General features: G+C 39.6%; 13 protein-coding genes. 4 read left to right on the top strand and 9 right to left on the bottom strand.

Annotated features, from left to right (window positions below; all coding sequences use genetic code 11):
• Positions 1-22: 22 nt before the first annotated feature.
• Complete coding sequence (locus tag ACJJIO_RS16995; protein WP_444902696.1) at positions 23-352, bottom strand: cupin domain-containing protein; 330 nt, start codon at positions 350-352, stop codon at positions 23-25.
• A gap of 259 nt (positions 353-611) precedes the next feature.
• A complete protein-coding gene (locus ACJJIO_RS16990; protein WP_444909185.1) occupies positions 612-1,094 on the bottom strand; it encodes a hypothetical protein in 483 nt (160 codons plus the stop codon).
• A 462-nt stretch (positions 1,095-1,556) separates the two neighbouring features.
• On the opposite strand from ACJJIO_RS16990, the gene ACJJIO_RS16985 reads away from it, so the two are divergent.
• Positions 1,557-2,717, top strand: coding sequence for a patatin-like phospholipase family protein (locus tag ACJJIO_RS16985; RefSeq protein ID WP_444909184.1), 1,161 nt, complete (start codon positions 1,557-1,559; stop codon positions 2,715-2,717).
• A gap of 88 nt (positions 2,718-2,805) precedes the next feature.
• Here ACJJIO_RS16985 and ACJJIO_RS16980 read toward each other — a convergent pair whose 3' ends face one another.
• The 3 genes from ACJJIO_RS16980 to ACJJIO_RS16970 all read right to left on the bottom strand — a co-directional run bounded on the left by ACJJIO_RS16980 (position 2,806) and on the right by ACJJIO_RS16970 (position 5,467).
• Positions 2,806-3,030, bottom strand: coding sequence for a GDCCVxC domain-containing (seleno)protein (locus ACJJIO_RS16980; protein ID WP_444909183.1), 225 nt, complete (start codon positions 3,028-3,030; stop codon positions 2,806-2,808).
• Positions 3,031-3,108: 78 nt separating this feature from the next.
• On the bottom strand, positions 3,109-3,816 hold the full coding sequence (locus ACJJIO_RS16975) for an alpha/beta fold hydrolase (protein ID WP_444909182.1): 708 nt from the start codon (positions 3,814-3,816) through the stop codon (positions 3,109-3,111).
• 169 nt (positions 3,817-3,985) lie between these two features.
• Complete coding sequence (locus ACJJIO_RS16970) at positions 3,986-5,467, bottom strand: lytic polysaccharide monooxygenase (protein WP_444909181.1); 1,482 nt, start codon at positions 5,465-5,467, stop codon at positions 3,986-3,988.
• 862 nt (positions 5,468-6,329) lie between these two features.
• Here ACJJIO_RS16970 and ACJJIO_RS16965 point away from each other — a divergent pair.
• Positions 6,330-6,929: a hypothetical protein gene (locus ACJJIO_RS16965; protein WP_444909180.1), complete on the top strand. Its 600-nt coding sequence runs from the start codon at positions 6,330-6,332 to the stop codon at positions 6,927-6,929.
• 104 nt (positions 6,930-7,033) lie between these two features.
• Here ACJJIO_RS16965 and ACJJIO_RS16960 read toward each other — a convergent pair whose 3' ends face one another.
• Positions 7,034-8,521 carry an APC family permease gene (locus ACJJIO_RS16960; RefSeq protein WP_444909179.1) on the bottom strand — a complete coding sequence of 496 codons (1,488 nt, stop codon included), beginning with the start codon at positions 8,519-8,521 and terminating at the stop codon, positions 7,034-7,036.
• Between the two features lie 2,061 nt (positions 8,522-10,582).
• Here ACJJIO_RS16960 and ACJJIO_RS16955 point away from each other — a divergent pair.
• Complete coding sequence (locus ACJJIO_RS16955; protein WP_444909178.1) at positions 10,583-11,737, top strand: hypothetical protein; 1,155 nt, start codon at positions 10,583-10,585, stop codon at positions 11,735-11,737.
• Between the two features lie 128 nt (positions 11,738-11,865).
• Here ACJJIO_RS16955 and ACJJIO_RS16950 read toward each other — a convergent pair whose 3' ends face one another.
• Both ACJJIO_RS16950 and ACJJIO_RS16945 read right to left on the bottom strand, forming a co-directional pair.
• Complete coding sequence (locus tag ACJJIO_RS16950; protein WP_444909177.1) at positions 11,866-12,732, bottom strand: glycosyltransferase family 2 protein; 867 nt, start codon at positions 12,730-12,732, stop codon at positions 11,866-11,868.
• Between the two features lie 1,797 nt (positions 12,733-14,529).
• Positions 14,530-15,813: a hypothetical protein gene (locus ACJJIO_RS16945; protein ID WP_444909176.1), complete on the bottom strand. Its 1,284-nt coding sequence runs from the start codon at positions 15,811-15,813 to the stop codon at positions 14,530-14,532.
• A 664-nt stretch (positions 15,814-16,477) separates the two neighbouring features.
• On the opposite strand from ACJJIO_RS16945, the gene ACJJIO_RS16940 reads away from it, so the two are divergent.
• Positions 16,478-18,055 (top strand): phytoene desaturase family protein, encoded by a 1,578-nt coding sequence (locus tag ACJJIO_RS16940; RefSeq protein WP_444909175.1) that lies wholly within the window; start codon positions 16,478-16,480, stop codon positions 18,053-18,055.
• A 173-nt stretch (positions 18,056-18,228) separates the two neighbouring features.
• On the opposite strand, the gene ACJJIO_RS16935 is transcribed toward ACJJIO_RS16940, so the two are convergent.
• The gene (locus tag ACJJIO_RS16935) at positions 18,229-20,046 is read right to left on the bottom strand and encodes a DUF885 domain-containing protein (protein WP_444909174.1); all 1,818 of its coding nucleotides are present in this window, start codon (positions 20,044-20,046) and stop codon (positions 18,229-18,231) included.
• Positions 20,047-20,535: the final 489 nt, after the last annotated feature.

Raw genomic sequence — 20,535 nt, 5'->3', positions numbered from 1 at the left:
TCAATAGATTTTGCTGGGGAAATTAAAGGCTTTTCTCTTTATCTTTAGCTTGAAACCAAAACTCGATTTCATCTGTATCCTCTTCAAATGAGGCAGCATGTTCAGTATTTGCTGGAACATGGTACCAATCGCCAATTCCAAAGCGCTGAACAGCACCATTCATACTTAGTATCAACTCGCCTTTCGTAATCACCCCATAATTATCAGTCGCATGCGTATGATCTGGAATAACCGTTCCCGCCGGATATGATGCAAAAAGAACATCACTTCCTTTTGCCTCCAACTTGTAGGCATCAAACCGACCATCATAAAGAGGTAGCTGCTTAATTCTATCTGGATAACTTCCTGACATTCTGGATACACTCCATGTATTAAACTTTGAGCCTCGCTCCCGCAAATAAAATATTAGCCCAGGATGATAAAAAGCGCACTATTCGAAACAAAGTAACACAAGACATTAGTGGTTGTATCTAACCTATGGAGAAAAAATAGTTAATCAAAGAGAGGCAAAAGCTTGATAAAGCAAAACCCAAACAAACACTAGAGAAGCAATTATATTGACATATTACAGCAACCACCTTAGATGCAGCGAATTGCCTTTCTATTTTATTCTATCGTGTTTTAATTTCTATTGAGAATTCCACCCCCTCCAATGACTGAAGGTAATCAGGATTTTCAGGATCGTTTATTAGCTTACCACTAAAAGAGACATTCTCAGCCTTTTGCTGCGTCTCAAAAAGATTAGGCAATGTGCTTTTTCTGGAGAAATCATACTTCTCAACTGAAGATACGCCCTTCTCGAAAGCTGCACTGATATCTATCGGCCTAGAGCTTTTTTCAGTCGCGAGAGCGCTTTGAGGGCCATGTTGGTTATCAGGAGTTTCAGTGTGATCTTCCACACTTGAAATATCATCTTTAGATAGCTCAGAGGAACTAACAAAGTCCTGTAATTGTTTTTCCTGCTCCAGCGTCCCCTCAACGACCTCTTCAGTACCAAGCCTAGCTTCCCCCCCAGATTCAACTGAAAGTGACTCGGACCTGCCACATGAAGCCAAAATCAACAACAAAAGGGCCACTAAAAAATATTTAAACATAATTATTAGCCTAGAGCTCACAGCTTAGAATTCTTTACAAAACCAGTGGGTCTATATCTAGGGTTCGGTACACATCTATAATGACCCTATCTTAGCATAAGTCATAATTCGATCAGCAGAATACAGTGAGTCTAGGAGGTTATCCTAAATATCACCTTTTTGAAAGGTAGTTGTTCTCAATACCTGTGCAAAACGTTAACAGACAGTCAGAATATTGACTATGTAGATATCACAAGACCAACCAGATTATATACTCTTCTGCAATATATGCATTTCGATAGAATTCCAGAGGGAATAGCCATCTCAGCCACTCCGATCAAAACACTAACAACCCTACCAACAATATAATTTATGAATAAGAAAAATAAAAATTAAATCAAAAACTTCACTAAAAGCCACTTGGAAATAAATATTATTGCTCAAATTATGCCTGAATTGTCGGCAGGCTACTTGGGTGACACAATGAAGACCTGGCAACTTACACTCTTTACACTTCTATTGTTAGCCACAATTGGCATCACAATTTATATCTACAATCATCGCTTTACTGAAAAAACTAAGTTCCATAGGATAGCGGTTACTGAAGAAGCCATTATCTATGAAGCCCCCCTCAAGGATAAAGAAACCATCAACATCCTAATTTTGGATGGTGGAGGGGTTCGAGGTCTTATCCCACTATATGTTCTTCAATATATTGAACGTCAAGTAGGCAAGCCTATAAATGAAATATTTGATGTTTTCAGTGGAGTATCCACCGGAGCTATTATTGCTACAGGAATCAACATTCCCATGAAACAACTACGTGAACAATATGGTGACTACGGCTCAAAAATAGACCTACTGATAAAACTTTACAAATCTGAAAGTAAATATTTATTCTCAACACCCTGGTATCATAAAATATTGACTGGAGCTGGAATGCTTTCACCGAGATTCATGGGAGATCGACTCCATCAAGTTTTAAAATTTCATTATTCAGAAAGCTTAAAATTTACTGATTTAGAAAAACCAGTCATAGTGCCTTCTCTTGACATCTACACTGGAAGGGTACATCTTTTTAAAAATTATGGTGAAGAAATTGCTGAGCTCCCTTCAAACAGTGTCTATCAGCTAGTGGTTGCTGCATCCAGCGCGGAAGGGGTATTCCCTCCTGTAGACTTTATAACATCAAGCAGGGACCTCAGTCATCGATATTTTGCAGATGCCGCGGTATCAGAAAATGATCCGACCAGCATGATATTACTGGACATTGTTGAAAAATACCCAAATAAAAATTATTACATACTTATAATGGGATCGGGCACCCCGCCTCTGCGTAGCGCAAAGGATAGTTATCAAGATTTAAAAAACTGGGGACGACTGCAGTGGTTTCCTGATATTATCACAGATGTACAACGATCTATGGATACGCAGCAGCTCTACGCTCTAAGAATTGCAAAATTATTATCTCCAAAAGGGAGGATAGAATTTGACTACTTAAACGTAAAAGTAAACAATCCCAAAGTCGGAATTTTTGACTACGAATCAATCAATTCATTAAAAATTCATGCAGATAGATTAATAGAAGAAAATAAGCCGGAAATTGATCAAGCCATTGAACACCTAAAGGAGAGATCAGAATAGAATGGGCTAAACGCCTATACATTCGATCCCGCTTGAACCAACAGCCTACCTGTTTATACTTTCTTACCACTAAAATTATGGCTGCCCCTTACGAGGAGCAACAAGATTTTCCATCTTTTTGAACCGGTGGGCACGCAACCGTTCCATAAGAGCAAAATACACAGCAATCGCCTTTCTTGGGACTTAATAGCTCTCCACAATTCTTACATTGATAGAACCATTGGCAGGCATCAATCGGCATAGTTTCCGTATGATCATGACCACATAAAGGGCAGGTGATCCTGGAAGTTAAAACCTGCGCACTCTTTATCATATCAATCCCTTTAACATTTGTGACTTAGGCTATAAAGACAAGTCCTGAGTTTCTCAAGCAGCAATCTGATAAGAATATTTAAATAGAGGCTATTAGTATCTGCGTTAATTCCTCAGGCTTATCAATCATTACATCATGTCCACATTGAATAGAGTTGGACTTCCATCCGCTATCTCGCTGTGCTATTTCATAAAATGGCTTACCAATTCCCGGAGCCCACCCTGTTGCATAGATATAAATGCGATAAGGAATTAGTTTCCAAGCCCCCTCCAAAAAGATTGGTTGCTCAAAGGTCTTGAGGGGCTGGTCTACACAGTGCCTATTTACCCAGGCCTGATCATGAATATTTACTCCAAAGTTTTTAGCCTGATCTGGGGCTACCAGAAAGCCTTTATCTGTAGACCTCGCACTTTCAAGCAAGGTAGAACCTATTTCCTTAGGTAAGAGTTCTAAAGTGCATAGCCCGCTCTCCGGCACCAAAGCATCAAGATAAACAAGAGTGCGGACATTACTGGGTACCTTATCAGCAACACCGGTAATGACCATTCCCCCATAGCTATGACCACATAAAATGATGTTAGAGAGTTCTTCCGATTCAATGACACCAAGAACATCCTGAATATGTGTGTCCAGGTCAATCTTATCGTTTAAAAGATGAACTCTCTCTCCTAGACCTGTTAATGTAGGAGCAAATACCAAATGGCCAAAATTACGCAAGCGATCCGCAACCCGCCGCCAACACCAACCTCCCTGCCAAGCGCCATGTACCAAAACGAAGGTTGCCATCCGTTGCCACCTTTATGTACGTAATGAATTTACATGTAATAACCGGCCAAAGAGGCTGGTATGAAATGACTTGGAAAGCAGCATTTCATGCTGTCAATACTAAGGAAATGAGCCACCTATATTCAACCGCCTCCCTCTCATTATATGGAAGCGGTTGAGAATGTTTAAGTTACTCACATGAGCTCTGCTCCCAGTACTGCGGCGCAGCAGTGGGAGACCACCAGTTTGGCCCGTAGGTGGAAGTATATACCTGGCCCTCAAAAGTTACACGATCACCAGACTGATAGGCCTCATCGCCTGCGTAAGGCTGCTGAAATTCCGGGCAGGAAGCTGCCGTGTCGCCTTCTGTGCTGGTATTGTCATCAGAATTGTTATTAGAGGAAGTATTGCCTGATCCCGTATCAGAATCGTTGTTTGATTCACCCCCTACCGTTTGACAAGTGGTTTCAATCCAAAGTGCTGGCGCCGAGCTTGGAGACCACCAATTGGGCTCGTGTTTGGATTCGTAAGCGATACCATCAAAAATAACGATATCCCCAATCGCGTAACCCGGATCACCAGCGTAGGGCTGCTCAAATACTGCACAAGAGGCAGTCCCAGTATTCCCACTACCTTCTGTGTTTCCAGTATCATCTGAATCATCGTCATTGGTATCTGAAGTACCATCCCCCTGATCAGCACTAAGTTCGTACCCAATCTCAACGTTTCTCAGGCCACTATTTTCTAGCAGATAAATACTATTAATACCGTACAAGGGTTCAAAACTACTGCTACCATCATAATCACCAGCTCTAATACTGGTTTGCTCTCGGTTAATCAATTCAGCCAAGTCGTGAGACCAATTTTCTGCGATCCCTTGCTCGCTTGAGGCAATCTCCAGAAGTGTAGAATAAGAGCTATTTTCACCGGAGCTATCAAACACACGGGTATATACCTTGTCTCCAATATTTAAGTCTTGTGTTGGATTAATTGTGCCTACAGCACTCCACGCAGTATTAGTAACATTATCACCATCAAACTCAACATCGATAACGTTATAAAAAGCATTCACTGTATCACCAACATCCCAAACAGCGAGGATGACATGGTAACCCTCACGATCTGGAACCTGACACTCATGTGTCATATTTGTTGGAGGTTGCTCATAGTTTCCATCCACTTCACAAAAGGGATTAAGATCAAACTGATCACGGGTTAAGGACGCGTTTGGATTCCAGTTCTCTTTGGTAATATAGTATTTCCAATCCCTGCTTACATGGTTCGCAGTGAAGTGCCACTTAAAGGTTTGCCAACCAGAACTGATATAATTCTTAACCCAGCGATCAGAAGACTGTTCATTTAGCTCTGACCAAGAGCTATTCCCCGCACTGGCAATCTGCCCATCAGCGGGTCCACTTTCCGGGAAGCCTTCATTACCCTCTACACTTTGTGGTTCCCACTGAACTGCACCGCAGTTTATATTCATCTCTCCAGAGTCGAGAGGATATTTACATAGTGTCCCACGTGCGGATGCAACCCCGCCATCAGCAGCTTCTACATAACCATGGCCAAGTACATTAGAGCTAATTCCAGTTAAAACTACAGCCATTAATGTATGACTAAAAAAAGGTTGTTTAAATACAGAAGCTAATTTGGTTTTTCGGTAAATCATATCTTTGCCTGTTATTCAATCTTGTCCGATGTCCTTCCCCAGTTAAGCTAGATCCTTCACTTACCGAAGCAGGTTTTACTTCAGAAGTAGCGTTAGCGACAAAGCTATGGACCGCCACTGATTAACACGGTTCCTAGAAACCAAGCAAAAAACCATTTAGATTGAAAATAGAACCCTGCTCTCACTAAAATTCATTAAAAGCAATATAAAACCACTTAAAAAAGCCAAGAGAGCATAAAAAACTGAAGTTATGATTCGAATTCACAATGCCTTGATAAAGTTAATGAACACTAACGACAATTACGGCCAGATTTTTGGCGCAAAAAAACAAGCCAATAAAAAACAAGGAGCAGTAGCCATGTTTTCCATATTTCCTGCACAATTACGCTGTAAAATGTCCAATTGTGGAGATCCATCAATAGTTATCTTCTACCCGCAAGCACAATAAATCCTGGTGACTGACAGGCAAACCGCGCACAAAAAGATATTTCACAACTCTACTTTGGTCCAATTCGAACCGGGATATAAATAAAGTCTGAGCGAGCGCATCTATGTATAGTTGAAAGCCTGCAAGTGTAAATAAATAGAGCTATATAACGTCAATTGCACTCTGAAAACTCTGCCTTCTAGAGTGAAGGACCCAAAACCACTAACCGAAACCACACGCCTATACTTTCGAACAGGAAGGACATTATCTCCACCTTAAAAAACTGAAAGAACTCACCAATAAAATCCCAAGCAATATTTCTCTTTCAATTTGTAATTAACTGATATTGATCAAGGTCACTGTGTGATGTACGGTTATATTGTTTCTGACCAAGCAGTCAAATAATTGATAATTATCCGATAAGGAGGCAATGTTATGGCAGTTCAGCTAGGTGGTAATTATGCTGCTTATCGATTCAGACCGGAATGTACCTGGGTGACAGGCACCAATGCAGGAGAGCTGCGTTCTGATGGTTATGGTTCCTGTGTAGGGCTAGTACTCTATAGCGGCGGCCCTAGAAAGATTGGTGTAGTCGCTCATTTTTCAGGATCAATGCAAGCTCCGCAGGTAAGAAATGATGCCCTTGAGATAATGGCAGCAGTCTGCCCTATTGCGCCGGGAAGAAAGTGGCGGGGATGGGTTTTTGGTGGCGTATCACTCAATGGTAGCTCTTCACATCAAACCATGCTTGGAAATGGATCCAGCTTGACACACACACGAGCGTTAGTTGATACCGTACGTGGCGTGTTGGAATTTAATCGCATGTTTGATGTTAATTTTAATATTACGAATATGGAAAGATTTAATTTCACTACCCAGGGAGTTTTCACTGAGATGACTTTACGTCAAGGTGGAAATTATCTTGGACATCAGGGTGTTAAGTTAGATCTCGCCAGCGGAAGAGTAACCTGGGATGATCTCAATCATGGTTCAGGCAACTCGAAAGCCAACAAGATGATTAATTCTATGTTTTGACCTTCAAAATTTGACCTGGCAGATATCTCACCACTGCTGTCAGGTCAAACCTTTCAGACCCACTTTTTATGAAGATGCCCACTTTATGAGAACATCTTTTACCCTCAAACTCTTGCCTTATAACTTTTGCAGAATTCAACATAATAACGCGAAGATATCAACAGATAAAAAGCTGCAGATGCGCTTATTATCAACCAAACATTTGATATAAAGTACAAGCTCCATAAGTATGCCAAAAATGGAAAAGTAAATATAATTAACTTATGAAAACCAGCTTTTGTTATATGAAGCCCTGCATATATAGAGACCAAAACTGATAAAGATGCACATACTAAAAGCAGTGAAGAAGACTGTAATGTCTGCATTAATAAACCCAGTAGGATAAAAACTATCAGCCCAAACCAACGGGTGTTAGGCTCAAGGGCTCCCATACTGATAGGCGCAGCCATATAACTAACAATATGGTACCCTGTTACTATTACCATAAGTGCTGCCCAACTATCCGCATTAGCCAAAACAATAGCTGCCAATACCCAGTTAACTAGAATGGATCGTCTGGAAATATTGTGCACTGGATCTAGCACCGCTAGCCAGCGAGGCATTTGCCCTACCTTGGCCATCGCAAATAAAATCCTTGATGAAGCTCCAAGGTACGTATATCCAGAAGCTGAGGGGCTAGTGATACTATCTGCAAGTAATATTAACGCCAAAAAGTGCAGGCCAAGCAGAGTGGCTAGATCTAACAGTGGTGAAGCAAAATTCAACCCCTGCCAGCCACCATTCTCTATCAACACCTGATGTGGAACGGCCTCCATAAAAGCAAATTGCAATGACAAATAAACCAAAGTAATGATTACTATCGATAGTGTTATAGCCAAAGGGATATTGCGTTTAGGATTTTTGATTTCACTAGCAAAAGCAACACTTACTTGAAATCCATTGTAGGAATAGATCAAACCTGCACCAATAATGGCTGAAAAGGCACTATGGAACTCAAACTCCTGACTGGAAGGAAGAGAAAAATTTGAGCCTATGTGATTTCGGGTAAAAACTACAATGAGTAATACTGTCAGAGCAAATAGTGGAGTAAAAATCTTGAGTACAGTTACAATATTATTGATTTTAGTTAGCCAACGAATACCATAAAAATTAATCAGTAGATATAGCGCTAAGATGCTAAGGGCAAGTAACTTTCCCCAAATCGTAAGACTATGACTTTCAATCAATAAAGAAGAGCCAATAGCAGAAGAAAGATACTGTGTAGTAGCCTGAGCCTCCGTTGCAACAACCATTAGAATGCCAAACCAATTGGCAAAGGAGAAAGGCATACCAAAGATACTGTTATAAGAAAAAGCACAGGCTTGAGCTAGCGCGCCTCGGACCGGATAAATCGACACGACACGCGCAAGACACAAACCTACCATCAGAACTAAAGCTGCAGCGAGTATCCACGCCATAAATGCCCAGTTACCTGCATATCTAGCCGTTAATTGGGCGCTAAACAGCCAGCCCGAACCTATCATGCAAGTAGCACTGAGCAATGTTGCGCTTAGTAGCGTCGCTTTTTTCTTACCACCCTTCTTATGATGCATGTTTGGTAGATTTTTATAATTTATATTTTGAGTAGATCACCATTTTACCAATCGAAGCATATCAATAGTTCTTATTCACCTGCCTGACTAAAAAACACACACAAGCTTTTGCAACTACTTATCTACAGTTCGCAGCATCCAATAGTTTTTTCGAACTTATATAAAATTACCAGGTTCATAACCTCTAAGAAGTTTTAAAGCCTAATGTTTAACTATTTGTCCTAGATATTCTGTGGTTAACAAATTCAATACCGATCAATTGAAGCACCTAGTATACTGTTTAACTATCAACCGACATCAAATAAGAATCATTCGTCGTGCAATGCCTCTAAACGGCATAGAATTCATCATTTTATCTGCTGATATATCTATTTTTTCTATCTTCCTTTAGCTCACCCAAAAGAAAAATATATTTGATTAATCGATCTATACCTGTACGAACATATTGCAAGTGCATTAGAGTCACAATGGATAGCAAATAGATTTTGGGGAACTCACCTGCATTGGCCTACGTTGGATTGAAGGCTATAAGTAAGCACCAACAAAAATAAAGCCATCATCTTAATAGTTATAAAACTATAAAAACTGGCAGCTCATATAGCAATGAAATACTATTTATTTAACTATCTGCAACTGTTTCAATAGATCGGCATACAAGTTTATCTTTTGTTTTAAAAATTGTGAGATCACCACTTTAAATTGATTATTCAAGACAGTGAAGTATTGTAAGGTTCCTCTGAAAATTATTAAGTTATTTTTCAACCAATTAATATCAATCAAAGATTGATTCAAATTCCATTTAAACATCTTCCCTAACTTGATATTTCAAGGAAATTAAATGCCTAAACACACAAAATAAAAAAACATAATCCCTTACTTTTGTTTAGCATTAGATTTCAAACATTCTTAAAAAATCTAAAACTACAGCTATCGAGAAATTTATTAAGATAAATGGGTATACAAACAAATAATTATGTGAAACCTTGCACAGAATCAGTACATTTGATTGCTAAATGGCACATCCCCAAAAAATTATTGAAGAAGAAGAGGATTTCCTATCAAAAGCATAAACACGATATAGCCAACCAACAGATAGACTACGAAGCTATCTAATAAATTCTGAGCTTTTCACCATCCTGTCTTGTGCTGCTTCCTATTTTTCCTCTGCCGGCAAGTAAGATCCAATCCATAACTCACTAAATAATCTCGTCGAAAGTTAGGGGCAGTCACTTTAGAATTTACAAAGCGACCAATTTCTGTACTTCAATGCATAATATGAATTAGGATGCAATAAATTTACTTCAGCTAATGAGTTAACGGTAATCCGCAATAAAATGTCTTCGCAGCCGACTATTACCATCTACTTTGTATCCTAACTCCGAATAGTTTCTCAACTTCAGCCCTCATTTTCTTGCTGTAGAAAAGCTGTAATCGGAAATGATGCCCCATTTCAAACAGAAACCTTTGATTAAGTTGTCCCAGAAACTTTCACCGCCCCCTAAACAAGTACCTTGCTCTTCCTATAGTTAGTGCCTTTTCCAGCAAGTGCTCGATGGTGATAGTAAAAAGAAGACATTTCCATTGGGCTCAGGATGGAAAAAAGTCATAATATGCTTTCTAGCCGATAAGTGAGCTTTGGGCCTCTGTTAAGCGAAGAAAGGCAGAGTTTGATCATTTCCAATGATCACCTGTTAATCCTGACTTGAATCGACTCTCAACTGTCGGTCTTATTTTTATGTGAATACGTGAGACCAACCAATTTCAAATTATGTAATAGCTTTCAACAATCAAAGGTATCAATTAAAATAACTAAAAGAGATTTAAGAAGCATGGAAATAGCTTTTTGAAATAAGGGTTATAGACACCTCTTTAAACACAATATCTGATACACACCCTAAATGAAATACTCCATCGCATTTTTTCCACATTGAATGTTATAAATTTAATGATGACCTATAAGGAGGCCTCCAATCCTTCTAATGACAAACTAAGCTTATTTAGAGCTTTGAAATATGGTTTACTTATAACTGAGATATTAGCTCGCACACGTAGAGAGATCTAATGCAACTTTTCAGAAAGATAAGGATTAATCTATTTACTCCAGTAAAAACTCCAAAAAGTTTTGTACAGCAGTTTTTAAAGGAGCATGATACTGTAACAACATTAATGGTTTATCGCTTTAAAAAATATGGAAAGAAAGAACTTACGAGTTGCTTGAGCACACTTTATGATTTGGTAGGGCTAACTTCTGCTCCTCACTCTAAGTCTTATTATCTTTCTCAAATAAAACAATTACAAAAGCAGGAAACCAAAAACTCAAGTAGGAATTTTATTTATAGAAACCTAGAAAAAATGAGGATCCCAATTTACATTCATTTCAGTGAGAACAGCACAGACTTCATTATTGATCACGAATACTTCTCAGGATATACAGGGCTGCTGGTTGTTAAATGTGCAAAACATCTATTACAAGGCAATAAAGCTAGATCCGAAAAGTATTATTTAAAGTTAAAAAGGCTCTACCATGGGAGTAGAAATCGCTCTCTTTTGAAGTACTCAATAGATTTCCTCAAGGCCTTATTTCTCATTGCTGGACTACTTTTGTACAACAAGAGGGACCCTAAAACAAATCCTTTTCACCTGAAAGGGTATAGAAATACAAAAAGCGATCTTGGCGATATTGTCATGATATCAGCTAAAGTGAGAACTGAAGAACCTTCTCTTGAGGATATCACTGAAAAATTCATTGTTTCTTTTACAGAATTAATGGGCAGAAAAAAAGCAAACATACTAATAACACAGGAATTTACACAAAATTTACCTAAACAACACATTATTGAGAAAAGAATCGGTAACACTGCGTGTGGATTTAACTTTTCCTTCAGTACACTAAATAAATCTGCCCGTCAGCAGATTCATCTATTAAAGAAATATGATATAGCCTATTACGGAATGGTTTTACTTGATGCTCTTGGAGTGGAAAAAAAATTTGACCGGCTGACAAAAGAAGACTTTATGCTGGGTTACTTGCCTATTGGGGATGATGAGTGCATCGCGGTCTATGCAATTGCTAGAGATACTTTGAATTTTACTATCAATAAATGTGACAAGGGGTATTGGATATACACCACAGCCAATAAAGCGGCCTTTGATATAAAAAAAATAATCTTTTTCTTAAGGCAATTCTCACTTGAATGTAATGTGGCGGACATCTAATGGCTTGAGGCGTATTTTTCACGGATATTGTGAATCATATCTTATTAAGAACCAATAAATTTCTATTTTGATATAATTCTAGATTCCAATAAAAATATATCAGGAAGAATTATAACTACCTCAGCCAATTAAAAATCAGTTAATCCAAATCGCCTGAACTCACGAGTACTAAATTCATAGTATCCGTTAATTTTCTTGCAAATGTACTGATAGTTTGGGTTATTTAGCTTTTCAGTCTTTGAGACTGACTCGTCAACTTTCTCAGCCGGTGCAACCTTATCTTGATGATAAACAACGGCTTTATCTGCAAAAATTGGCTCAATATTTAATTCACTGATAATTCTGTAAGCCATATCAATATCATCATACCCCCATGTACCATCATAAAATTCGTCAAACATTCCCACTTTGATAATATCTTCTTTTTTATAGATCATATTACAACCATAGAAATGGCCCCAGGGTTGTTCCGTATCAGGTAAGTCTTCTATCTTACCGATCCTTCTATCTTTTGTTAACCCATAATTCGATGGGCTTTTAAATCTGGGGCAGGCACTTAGATGTATATCAGTGCCGTCGATCATATCAACCTCAACGTCCTTGAAGTGAATGAACTCCCTCAACCCTGTCATACAGATGTTCTTCCCCTTGTTATTAATTATATTATTAATAAGCCTTAGGTAATTGGAGGATGGAATGCAGTCGCTATCTGTAAAAACACACCAGTCATATTTAGAAATCCTTACCCCTAAATTCCGAGCAGAATTAAGGGCAAAAGGATTGTCTAAAATCCGGCGATAAAGTAAGGTTAAATTCAACTTGTCTTTGTATTCCTTATAACAAGAATAAATATCTGAATCACTTGAATTGTTATCGACAACAATAACTTCGAAATCTTCTTTTGGATAATTTTGGACAGAGAACCCTCTCAGCATGTTGCGCAAGAGATCCGAATTATTATAACAAGGGGTGATTATGCTAAATTGAGACTTCATACTATCAATCGTTCCCTTGCTACCATTAAGTTCACTTTCACTACATAATACTCAATAAAATATTTAAGCAAATTTAACTTCCTCCCTGTGGCTGTAATTCAGAGATTTACCTTATGGGTAAGCTCCCATTCTCGCCTATCATCCGTGTACGCATAATGATTATCAAGGTGCCAAATTCTTAAACAATATTATTCATTGGGATCTTACTTGTGCAGTAGTATAAACATAATATTTGTCTCCTCAAGATGAAATTCATGCAGCTTGACAGCTAGCGATCTACAATAGAGTCGGGCTTGTACACAGATCAATTCAGATCACAACCTATAGATATTCACTAGTGTTATATCCATGAATACAGAAACCAACATTTCGCCTTTCAACTATAGATTGCATCTCAAGAATTTAGGGGTTCACATTCTTACCCCTTAAAGGACAATCCGGCATATACCAAGAGGATGTTGATTTTTTATATCACAATTATTATGAAATATTAAGTAATCATGATCAAACTTGCCCTAATACACAAAGGGAGTCTAAGGCCACAGTTATTATTAGTAATGAAACCCATATTTAACATTAGCATTCATACCAATGATTCGAGAATACCTATGAGTAGTCGCCCACTAAATAAGTGTTAAATTTCACGCAATAAAGAGCCTACATTTAATTAGCCGAAACCAGGCTTTAACATGTATTTCCCTCTTTTGTATTGTACAAAATCTACTTTTAGGGAAAGTGACTAACACCATGGGCTGTAGACTTTCCACAATCAATAAGCTGACAAACAGAATATATACATGCGCTCAGTATTTTTTAATGACGAAATAAATTCTTACTATGGTGCCAACATTCCCCCCTTATCCTGCCCACCCTACACGACTTTACTTACGCTTAAAGCGCCCTGATTTCTTTACGGTGTTCCACTTCACTTCTATAGATTCTAATTCATCATGTTTTTCTACACAGGTAGAATCAGAACATGCCTAGTCAGGGATTACCTGCTCATACTGAAATTTAAATCTCGTACTTATTGGCAGCTATTGTATCGGCGCTATGTGTTAGCCCGCCAGAATCCTATAAATCAACATCCAACTTTACTTCAATATACCTGAATTTTTTTGTATTACGTTGTTCAGGATCACGCTTCTTCTACTTACTCTGTGGAAGAGGATACCAATAAGTCGAACCCCTAACATTTTAAAAAATGCATTCAATGCCAATACAACTCTCAGTGGATACACAAGTAGTGTCTCTCTGGCCCGGTCGTTAATAAGTAAACACTCAAATTTCAGCTCCTTCTATAAAGTGGGAACATTCAACTGAGAAAGAAAGTTCCCCCACGAGTTTTAACTTATACTATGATTCGCCAAATCTGACTTAATGTATAAGTCATACATACCCCAGCAGGAAGACAAACAATACCCCATCAGAATAAAATTATTCAAAAAACCCAGGTAGAGGTTCGAGCAGATTGAAAAATATTCTAGGGGTTGTAAGGGTACATAGGTTATAGGCAGCATTTCACGAATGGCCACAACCCTTCGAAAAATCTTTAATACCGGAATTATGCCGTTCGGAGTTTGTTACACCGATTTTTCAGGATGATTCGTATACACCATTATGAATTTAAAGACTTAGATAGCCCTGCAAAGCCATACCTTGGTTACAAATTATTATTAGAGACAGAAATCTAAATAAAGCAACCAGACTTCCTCAAAATTACTTTACATGTAAAATATAATGTGATCTATCCAATCAGAGCTCTTTCAGTTGAGTAGGTTGTAGAATATGATTTATTCAAGTGTTCTTGACAAGATCCCTAAGTGTATTGATAAATTTTTCCGCGAAGTTTAAAACATTATCTTTCTTAGTAAGGGGAGAACAGTAAGAGAAAATAAATACTGAGTTCCTAATCGTTGAATAGGTTAACAGTGATATTGGGTGAGCACCATGTGTCTGGAAAGGAATAGCTGTTACAATTTCAAAAGATTTCATGTGCGTGCCCAAAGCTTTCATGCTTCCAACATTTGAAATACATAACCCTTCAGAGAAAACTGGTTTATTATTTTCATATTCTTGAGCCCAACCGATAATATCCCCTAGGATATAATTTTTAGGAAAGGCGAACTTACATGATTCTCCCTCCGCGGCTTGGCGATCAAGCTCAACTTGCAAGTATCTTGCTAGCTGCCAAATATTACTAGTATCAATATTAGGTATTACTTCTAAAGTGGTTACTGCTGAAAATGCACCCACTGCGCTTAAACCGATTTCTGATCCACATAAATCTCGAACATCTAAAGGTAAGAGGATTTTAATCCAGTCCCTATGATTAGGTAAAATTTTTGAGGCCTTAATAGCAACAGCACAAAAAAGTGCACTAGGCCTAACTTTGTAGCTCTTCCCCTGCTTTACAATACTTGAAAGATCCTCCATAGGAAATTGTCTATAAATAGCGTGCCCCTCACGCTCTGCAGCAAAGGCTGACTCTTCAACTGGCCATTTAAATAAATCATCTTTAGCGTTACATGACTCCTGTCTTGCGAAGTATTTGGAGGAGCGAAAGTAGCTCTCAACCGCTTCATACAAGGGCTGCCTTCCTAATCTAAATGTCTCAGGCTCCCTAAAATATATATCTAGAACACAAAAAAGAGTCATTACTGACCGGCCATCCAGGGCTGCATGGCTGCTTACCAGGGATATCCAGTCAACTTTATTCTGGGAATTTATATAGAACGAGAGCGTATAAGTACATTTTTCAACATCAAGTCCAACCTCGCCTCTACGCGTAAACTCCTCTTCAAAATCAAGAGGCCCATCTAATTTCACAGCTTCGAAAGGGATAGAATCAAATGACACATCACAACGCCAACGAAGTTGCTCTCCAGACTCCACACGTGCTTGTAATAGAGGATAAATTTTATGAATCGATGCAAACCCAGACTTTAATTGCTCAACGCTTAGTGGTGTAAGAACTTTAATGAAGGAAATAACTAAAGTACCTCCACAGGTCCTCCTGGCTAATTCTGTGAATATTGCTTCTTGAGCACCTAACACTCTGGAAAGGTTTTCACTGGACACAAAATATCATCTCCATAAGGCATATCTATGCTAACTAAAGTAATTCCTAGAGGAGGTAATAACAAAGAAAATTTAGTATTGAAGAGTGATTTTTTTCATACATTTCACACTTAATAGCTGCAATATTTTTTTACTTTTTAGCATCAACCAGGAAATTAATCTACGAAACTGAACTTATACTTCTCGTGTATTGAGTTAAACTCAACTTGGCTTCAGCCTACTAAAAGGACAGGGCAATTTAAAAACCCGATGTAAAACTTCGTTATAGATAGTTGCCAATACGCCTCCCAGAATATCTGCGTACATGACGGCAGTACACAAATTAATTTCAGAGAACATCTAATAAGAAGTGATATAGATTAACGCTTCACCAATAATACTACGGGTGCTCCCCATTAGGCTCCTTGAGCTCAGTATATTTAACTGGACAGTTTTTTTGAAGCCGCATAGTTTTAATCAAGGATGCAGTAAACACTAATTTTGCACTAAAGCGGAAATAATATAGAGTTTTGTACAAGCATTTCTCCCACCTTAATTTATCTTTAAAACTTTAGATCTAGCAATAGACAAAATGGTATCGATAATAATCTGATTTTGGACTCTTTATTTTTCTGCGGTTTTTGACGACAATTGATCCTAACCTTTTCCTACTCAGAGAATAATAATGAAGGATTTTTTGATTATAGGCGGTGGCCATAATGGCCTTGTCTGTGCCTGCTATTTGGCTAAAGCTGGAAAAAATGTAACGATTCTTGAGCGCCGGTCGATTGTTGGTGGTGCTGCGGTTACTGAAGAATTCTACCCAGGCTTCCAAAACTCTGTGGCAAGCTACACCGTGAGTCTGCTTAACCCCAAGATCATCGAAGACCTCCATCTACGAGAGCATGGCTTGGAAATCAAATTACGGCCGCAATCAAACTTCTTCCCACTTTCAGAAGCCAATAGTCTTTCCTTCCATAAGAATCTTGCAGATACACAGGCAGAGGTAGCACGTTTCTCTGAGAGAGACGCAGCTACCTTACCTGACTTTTATGCCATGCTGGAAACCGTTGCGGATATTTTACGCGAAGAGCTACTGCGCGCTCCTCCCAACGTGGGTGGTGGCCTTATAGACCTGGTTCGCGCTGGTGGATTTGGGCTTAGAGCGAAAAAGTTAAGCATGGCATCACGCCGAGACGCTCTGGACCTGTTCACCAAGAGTGCTACCAACGTGCTGGATGCCTGGTTCGAAAATGACCATGTAAAAGCTGCGTTCGCCTTTGACTCTATTGTCGGCAACTATGCCGCTCCAAGCACTCCCGGTTCCGCCTATGTGCTCTTGCACCATGTGTTTGGCGAGGTAAACGGTGAGAAAGGCGCTTGGGGCCATGCTATGGGTGGTATGGGTGCTATCACTCAGGCCATGCGTAGAGAGGCAGAGCAGCTCGGGGTCACTATTCGTACAGACGCTGAAGTTAAAGAGGTGCTTATCGATGGTGGTCGCGCTACCGGAGCACGGCTAAGTAGCGGGGAAACTATTGCAGCTAGTAAAGTAATCGCTAATGTCGGCCCTAAACTGCTCTATTCCCAGATGATTGACGAACAACATCTGGAGCCGGAATTTCACCGCAGGGTACGTGGTTTTAGGGTGGGGTCCGGCACCTTCCGTATGAATGTCGCACTGTCTGAACTGCCAGACTTTGCATGTAAACCCGGTACTCACGTACAACCGCACCACAAGTCGGGAATCGTCATTGGCCCTACCATCGATTACCTGGAGCAGGCCTATATAGATGCGGCTCAATACGGCTGGTCAAAGCAACCCATAGTAGAGATATTGATCCCCTCCACCATCGATCCCTCCCTAGCCCCCGAGGGCCAACATGTGGCCAGCCTATTCTGCCAACAATTTGCTCCAGAACTGCCGGAGGGTAAGAGCTGGGACAACTACCGTGAGCAGGCAGCTCAGACCATTATCAATACCGTCAACAACTATGCACCCAATTTCCGTGATTCCATCATCGCCCAACAAATCCACTCACCGCTGGATTTAGAGCGCAAGTTTGGCTTGATGGGTGGCGATATCTTCCATGGTGCCTTAGGCCTGGACCAACTGTGGAGCAACCGCCCTTTTATGGGCTTTGCGGATTACCGCACGCCGATTCAGGGCCTGTATCTCTGCGGTTCCGGTAGTCACCCGGGAGGTGGCGTTACTGGAGTGCCTGGGCATAATGCTGCGATGGAGATTTTAAGGGATAAATAAAAAATGACCCGCAGAAAGCAGGCCATTATCTGTTTGGATTCAGTAGTGGGGTATGAGTCGAACTCAACCCCCTTTCAGGCGCTACAATGATCTTGTTGATCTCTATTGCAATTAACGCGAGCTCACTCTTAATAGCAAATGATACCGCTTGAAATGCCTCTTTATTAACTCTCTTAGACTTTCTTAGTGGCAATCCAGCGGTCAACAAGTTGCTCTAACACCATCAGCGGTACGGCACCATTAGTTAGTACCACATCATGGAATTCACGTATATCAAATTTACTCCCTAACTTTTGACGAGCACGTTCTCGCAACTCCAATATCTTTAACATACCAGTTTTATAAGCTACAGCCTGACCCGGCATCACGAAGTAGCGCTCAACCTCAGTGGTGACTTCAGTTCTCGGAAAACCGGTCGTTTTCACCATATATTCAATTGCCTCTTCTCGACTCCAGCGCTTGTGATGTATACCGGTATCTACCACTAAACGAACAGCACGAAGCATCTCATCTTGTAATCGCCCAAGATCATCATAGGGATCATCTTGAAAACCAATCTCCTTGGCTAGCTTCTCTGTATAAAGAGCCCAGCCATCCGCATAAGCTGTATTTGATACGGCTTTAAGAAAAGTTGGCAATCCCTCTAAATCTTTTGCAATTGCCTCTTGAAAATGATGCCCTGGAATTGCCTCATGATAAGCCAAGGTTCGCATGGTAAATTTCTTTGTTTCATGGACTTCGCGCAGGTTTACATAAAACACCCCTCCGCGAGACCCATCAATTGCCGGTGGCATATAGTATGCCTTAGGTGCGCCTTGTTCTTTGAACTCCGCAATTCGCTTAACTTCAACACCCGCAGTTGGCTTTATATTGAAATAATCGTCAATACCTGCGTTAATCTCATCGATAATCAATTGATAGTCTTTGATAATCTGCTCACGGCCCTTATCTGAATTTTCATAAAGAAACCGAGGATCATTATTTATAGAGGAGAAACGGGTATTAATGCTTCCCGTATCAAGGCCTACAGAAGAAAAAATCTGCTTCATTTCATCTTCTATGCGTTCTACTTCCATCAAGCCCGTATTGTGCAGTTCATCGGGAGTCAGATTTGTAGTGGTATGAATACGTATTTGATATGCATAAAATTCATCACCTTCCGGGAGGGCCCAAACGCCATTATTCTCTGAAACCTTATACTGTAATTCTTGATAGTAAGCGATCAAGCTTGCGTACGCAGGATAGACATCTGTTTCAATTAATATTTTTCCTCTATCAAGGATACGTGTACGCTCTTGATCTGGTAAAGTTTCAAGAGTATCCAAGCGATTTTCCAGAGAGGTATAAAGTATGTTTTCATGCGCCGGAACGTTAATAAACCCTTGCATTTCTCTTAACACACGATCAATTACAAAGCGTGGAGGCAAGATCTTTTTCTGTTCCCGAATTTTCAACCCATCCAATACTTGAGAAAATTTTCTATCTACTTCACTTAAGCGGGAGAGATAATAATCCGCTTCTTTGACATTGTTAATTTGATGCAACTCAACAAGAAACTCCGGAAGAGTATTTTGCACACCAAACATTTGATTGAGAGGGTAATTATGATGCCTCCAGCGCTCCCCTTCTACTAGACTTTCCAGGTAGTACTCCAGAATATCATAGGAAATTGCCTGCCGGTCATTGAGGCTAGATCTGTCATAGCTCCTTAATGTAGATAGTTCATCCTTAACTATCTGTATCTCATGTTGCTTCATCTTTTCAGAAACATCATCAAGATGGGCATTATGGCCATCAATCCCAAATCGTTCCAGTATGCGGAAAATTGAAAGTGTTTCCGGGCTGGTACTTTGAATTTTTATAAAAGCTCGCTCAAAATATACATTGATAGACCATGGTTTAAAATAAATTGCATTTACGGCAAAGACCGAGACTGCAACCATCCCAAGCAATAGTATCCCGCCAACCCACTTGGCTGTTGTTTTTATCATTATTAGATCCTCCTAATTTGTGCCACTATTTTCACTATGCTCTTAAACAAAGCACAACCATTAGATCTAGATAATGCGTCAAACAAACCGAATAAAGCGATAAGATGCACATTGTAGATAGATCATGACAGAACAATGGCTTTCAGAGAGGCCTGAAGACCAAAGTAGCTCAAATATTAGCAAGCATGAATCTTCCACCATCCTTTCGATTCCAGCTGCGAAAACCACCATATCACCACGTTATTCTGCTAACAAATCACTCAAGAACTGCTGGAGGTCAAAAACTAGAGAACTATCGTGATTGGTCAGCAAAAACTATTACTGGTACCATCACCAACTACAATTCGAATATTCGTAATGCCATCATCGCCTAGAAAATTCACTCTCCCCAGATTTAGAAATTAGGTTTTGTTTGATCTATTGCGATAGATACCATAACCCCTTGGGATTGTATCAAGCGTGGAGGAACTGGCTCTTTATTTACTTTGC

This window comes from Microbulbifer mixtoriginis (SeqCode) (assembly GCF_052467235.1).
This window is presented reverse-complemented; position numbering and strand designations above follow the sequence as displayed.

Excerpts from the sequence above, each read along its gene's own strand:
- ACJJIO_RS16995 (WP_444902696.1), bottom strand. The coding sequence starts at position 352 with ATGTCAGGAAGTTATCCAGATAGAATTAAGCAGCTACCTCTTTATGAT.
- ACJJIO_RS16990 (WP_444909185.1), bottom strand. The coding sequence starts at position 1,094 with ATGTTTAAATATTTTTTAGTGGCCCTTTTGTTGTTGATTTTGGCTTCA.
- ACJJIO_RS16985 (WP_444909184.1), top strand. The coding sequence starts at position 1,557 with ATGAAGACCTGGCAACTTACACTCTTTACACTTCTATTGTTAGCCACA.
- ACJJIO_RS16980 (WP_444909183.1), bottom strand. The coding sequence starts at position 3,030 with ATGATAAAGAGTGCGCAGGTTTTAACTTCCAGGATCACCTGCCCTTTA.
- ACJJIO_RS16975 (WP_444909182.1), bottom strand. The coding sequence starts at position 3,816 with ATGGCAACCTTCGTTTTGGTACATGGCGCTTGGCAGGGAGGTTGGTGT.
- ACJJIO_RS16970 (WP_444909181.1), bottom strand. The coding sequence starts at position 5,467 with ATGATTTACCGAAAAACCAAATTAGCTTCTGTATTTAAACAACCTTTT.
- ACJJIO_RS16965 (WP_444909180.1), top strand. The coding sequence starts at position 6,330 with ATGGCAGTTCAGCTAGGTGGTAATTATGCTGCTTATCGATTCAGACCG.
- ACJJIO_RS16960 (WP_444909179.1), bottom strand. The coding sequence starts at position 8,521 with ATGCATCATAAGAAGGGTGGTAAGAAAAAAGCGACGCTACTAAGCGCA.
- ACJJIO_RS16955 (WP_444909178.1), top strand. The coding sequence starts at position 10,583 with ATGCAACTTTTCAGAAAGATAAGGATTAATCTATTTACTCCAGTAAAA.
- ACJJIO_RS16950 (WP_444909177.1), bottom strand. The coding sequence starts at position 12,732 with ATGAAGTCTCAATTTAGCATAATCACCCCTTGTTATAATAATTCGGAT.
- ACJJIO_RS16940 (WP_444909175.1), top strand. The coding sequence starts at position 16,478 with ATGAAGGATTTTTTGATTATAGGCGGTGGCCATAATGGCCTTGTCTGT.
- ACJJIO_RS16935 (WP_444909174.1), bottom strand. The coding sequence starts at position 20,046 with ATGATAAAAACAACAGCCAAGTGGGTTGGCGGGATACTATTGCTTGGG.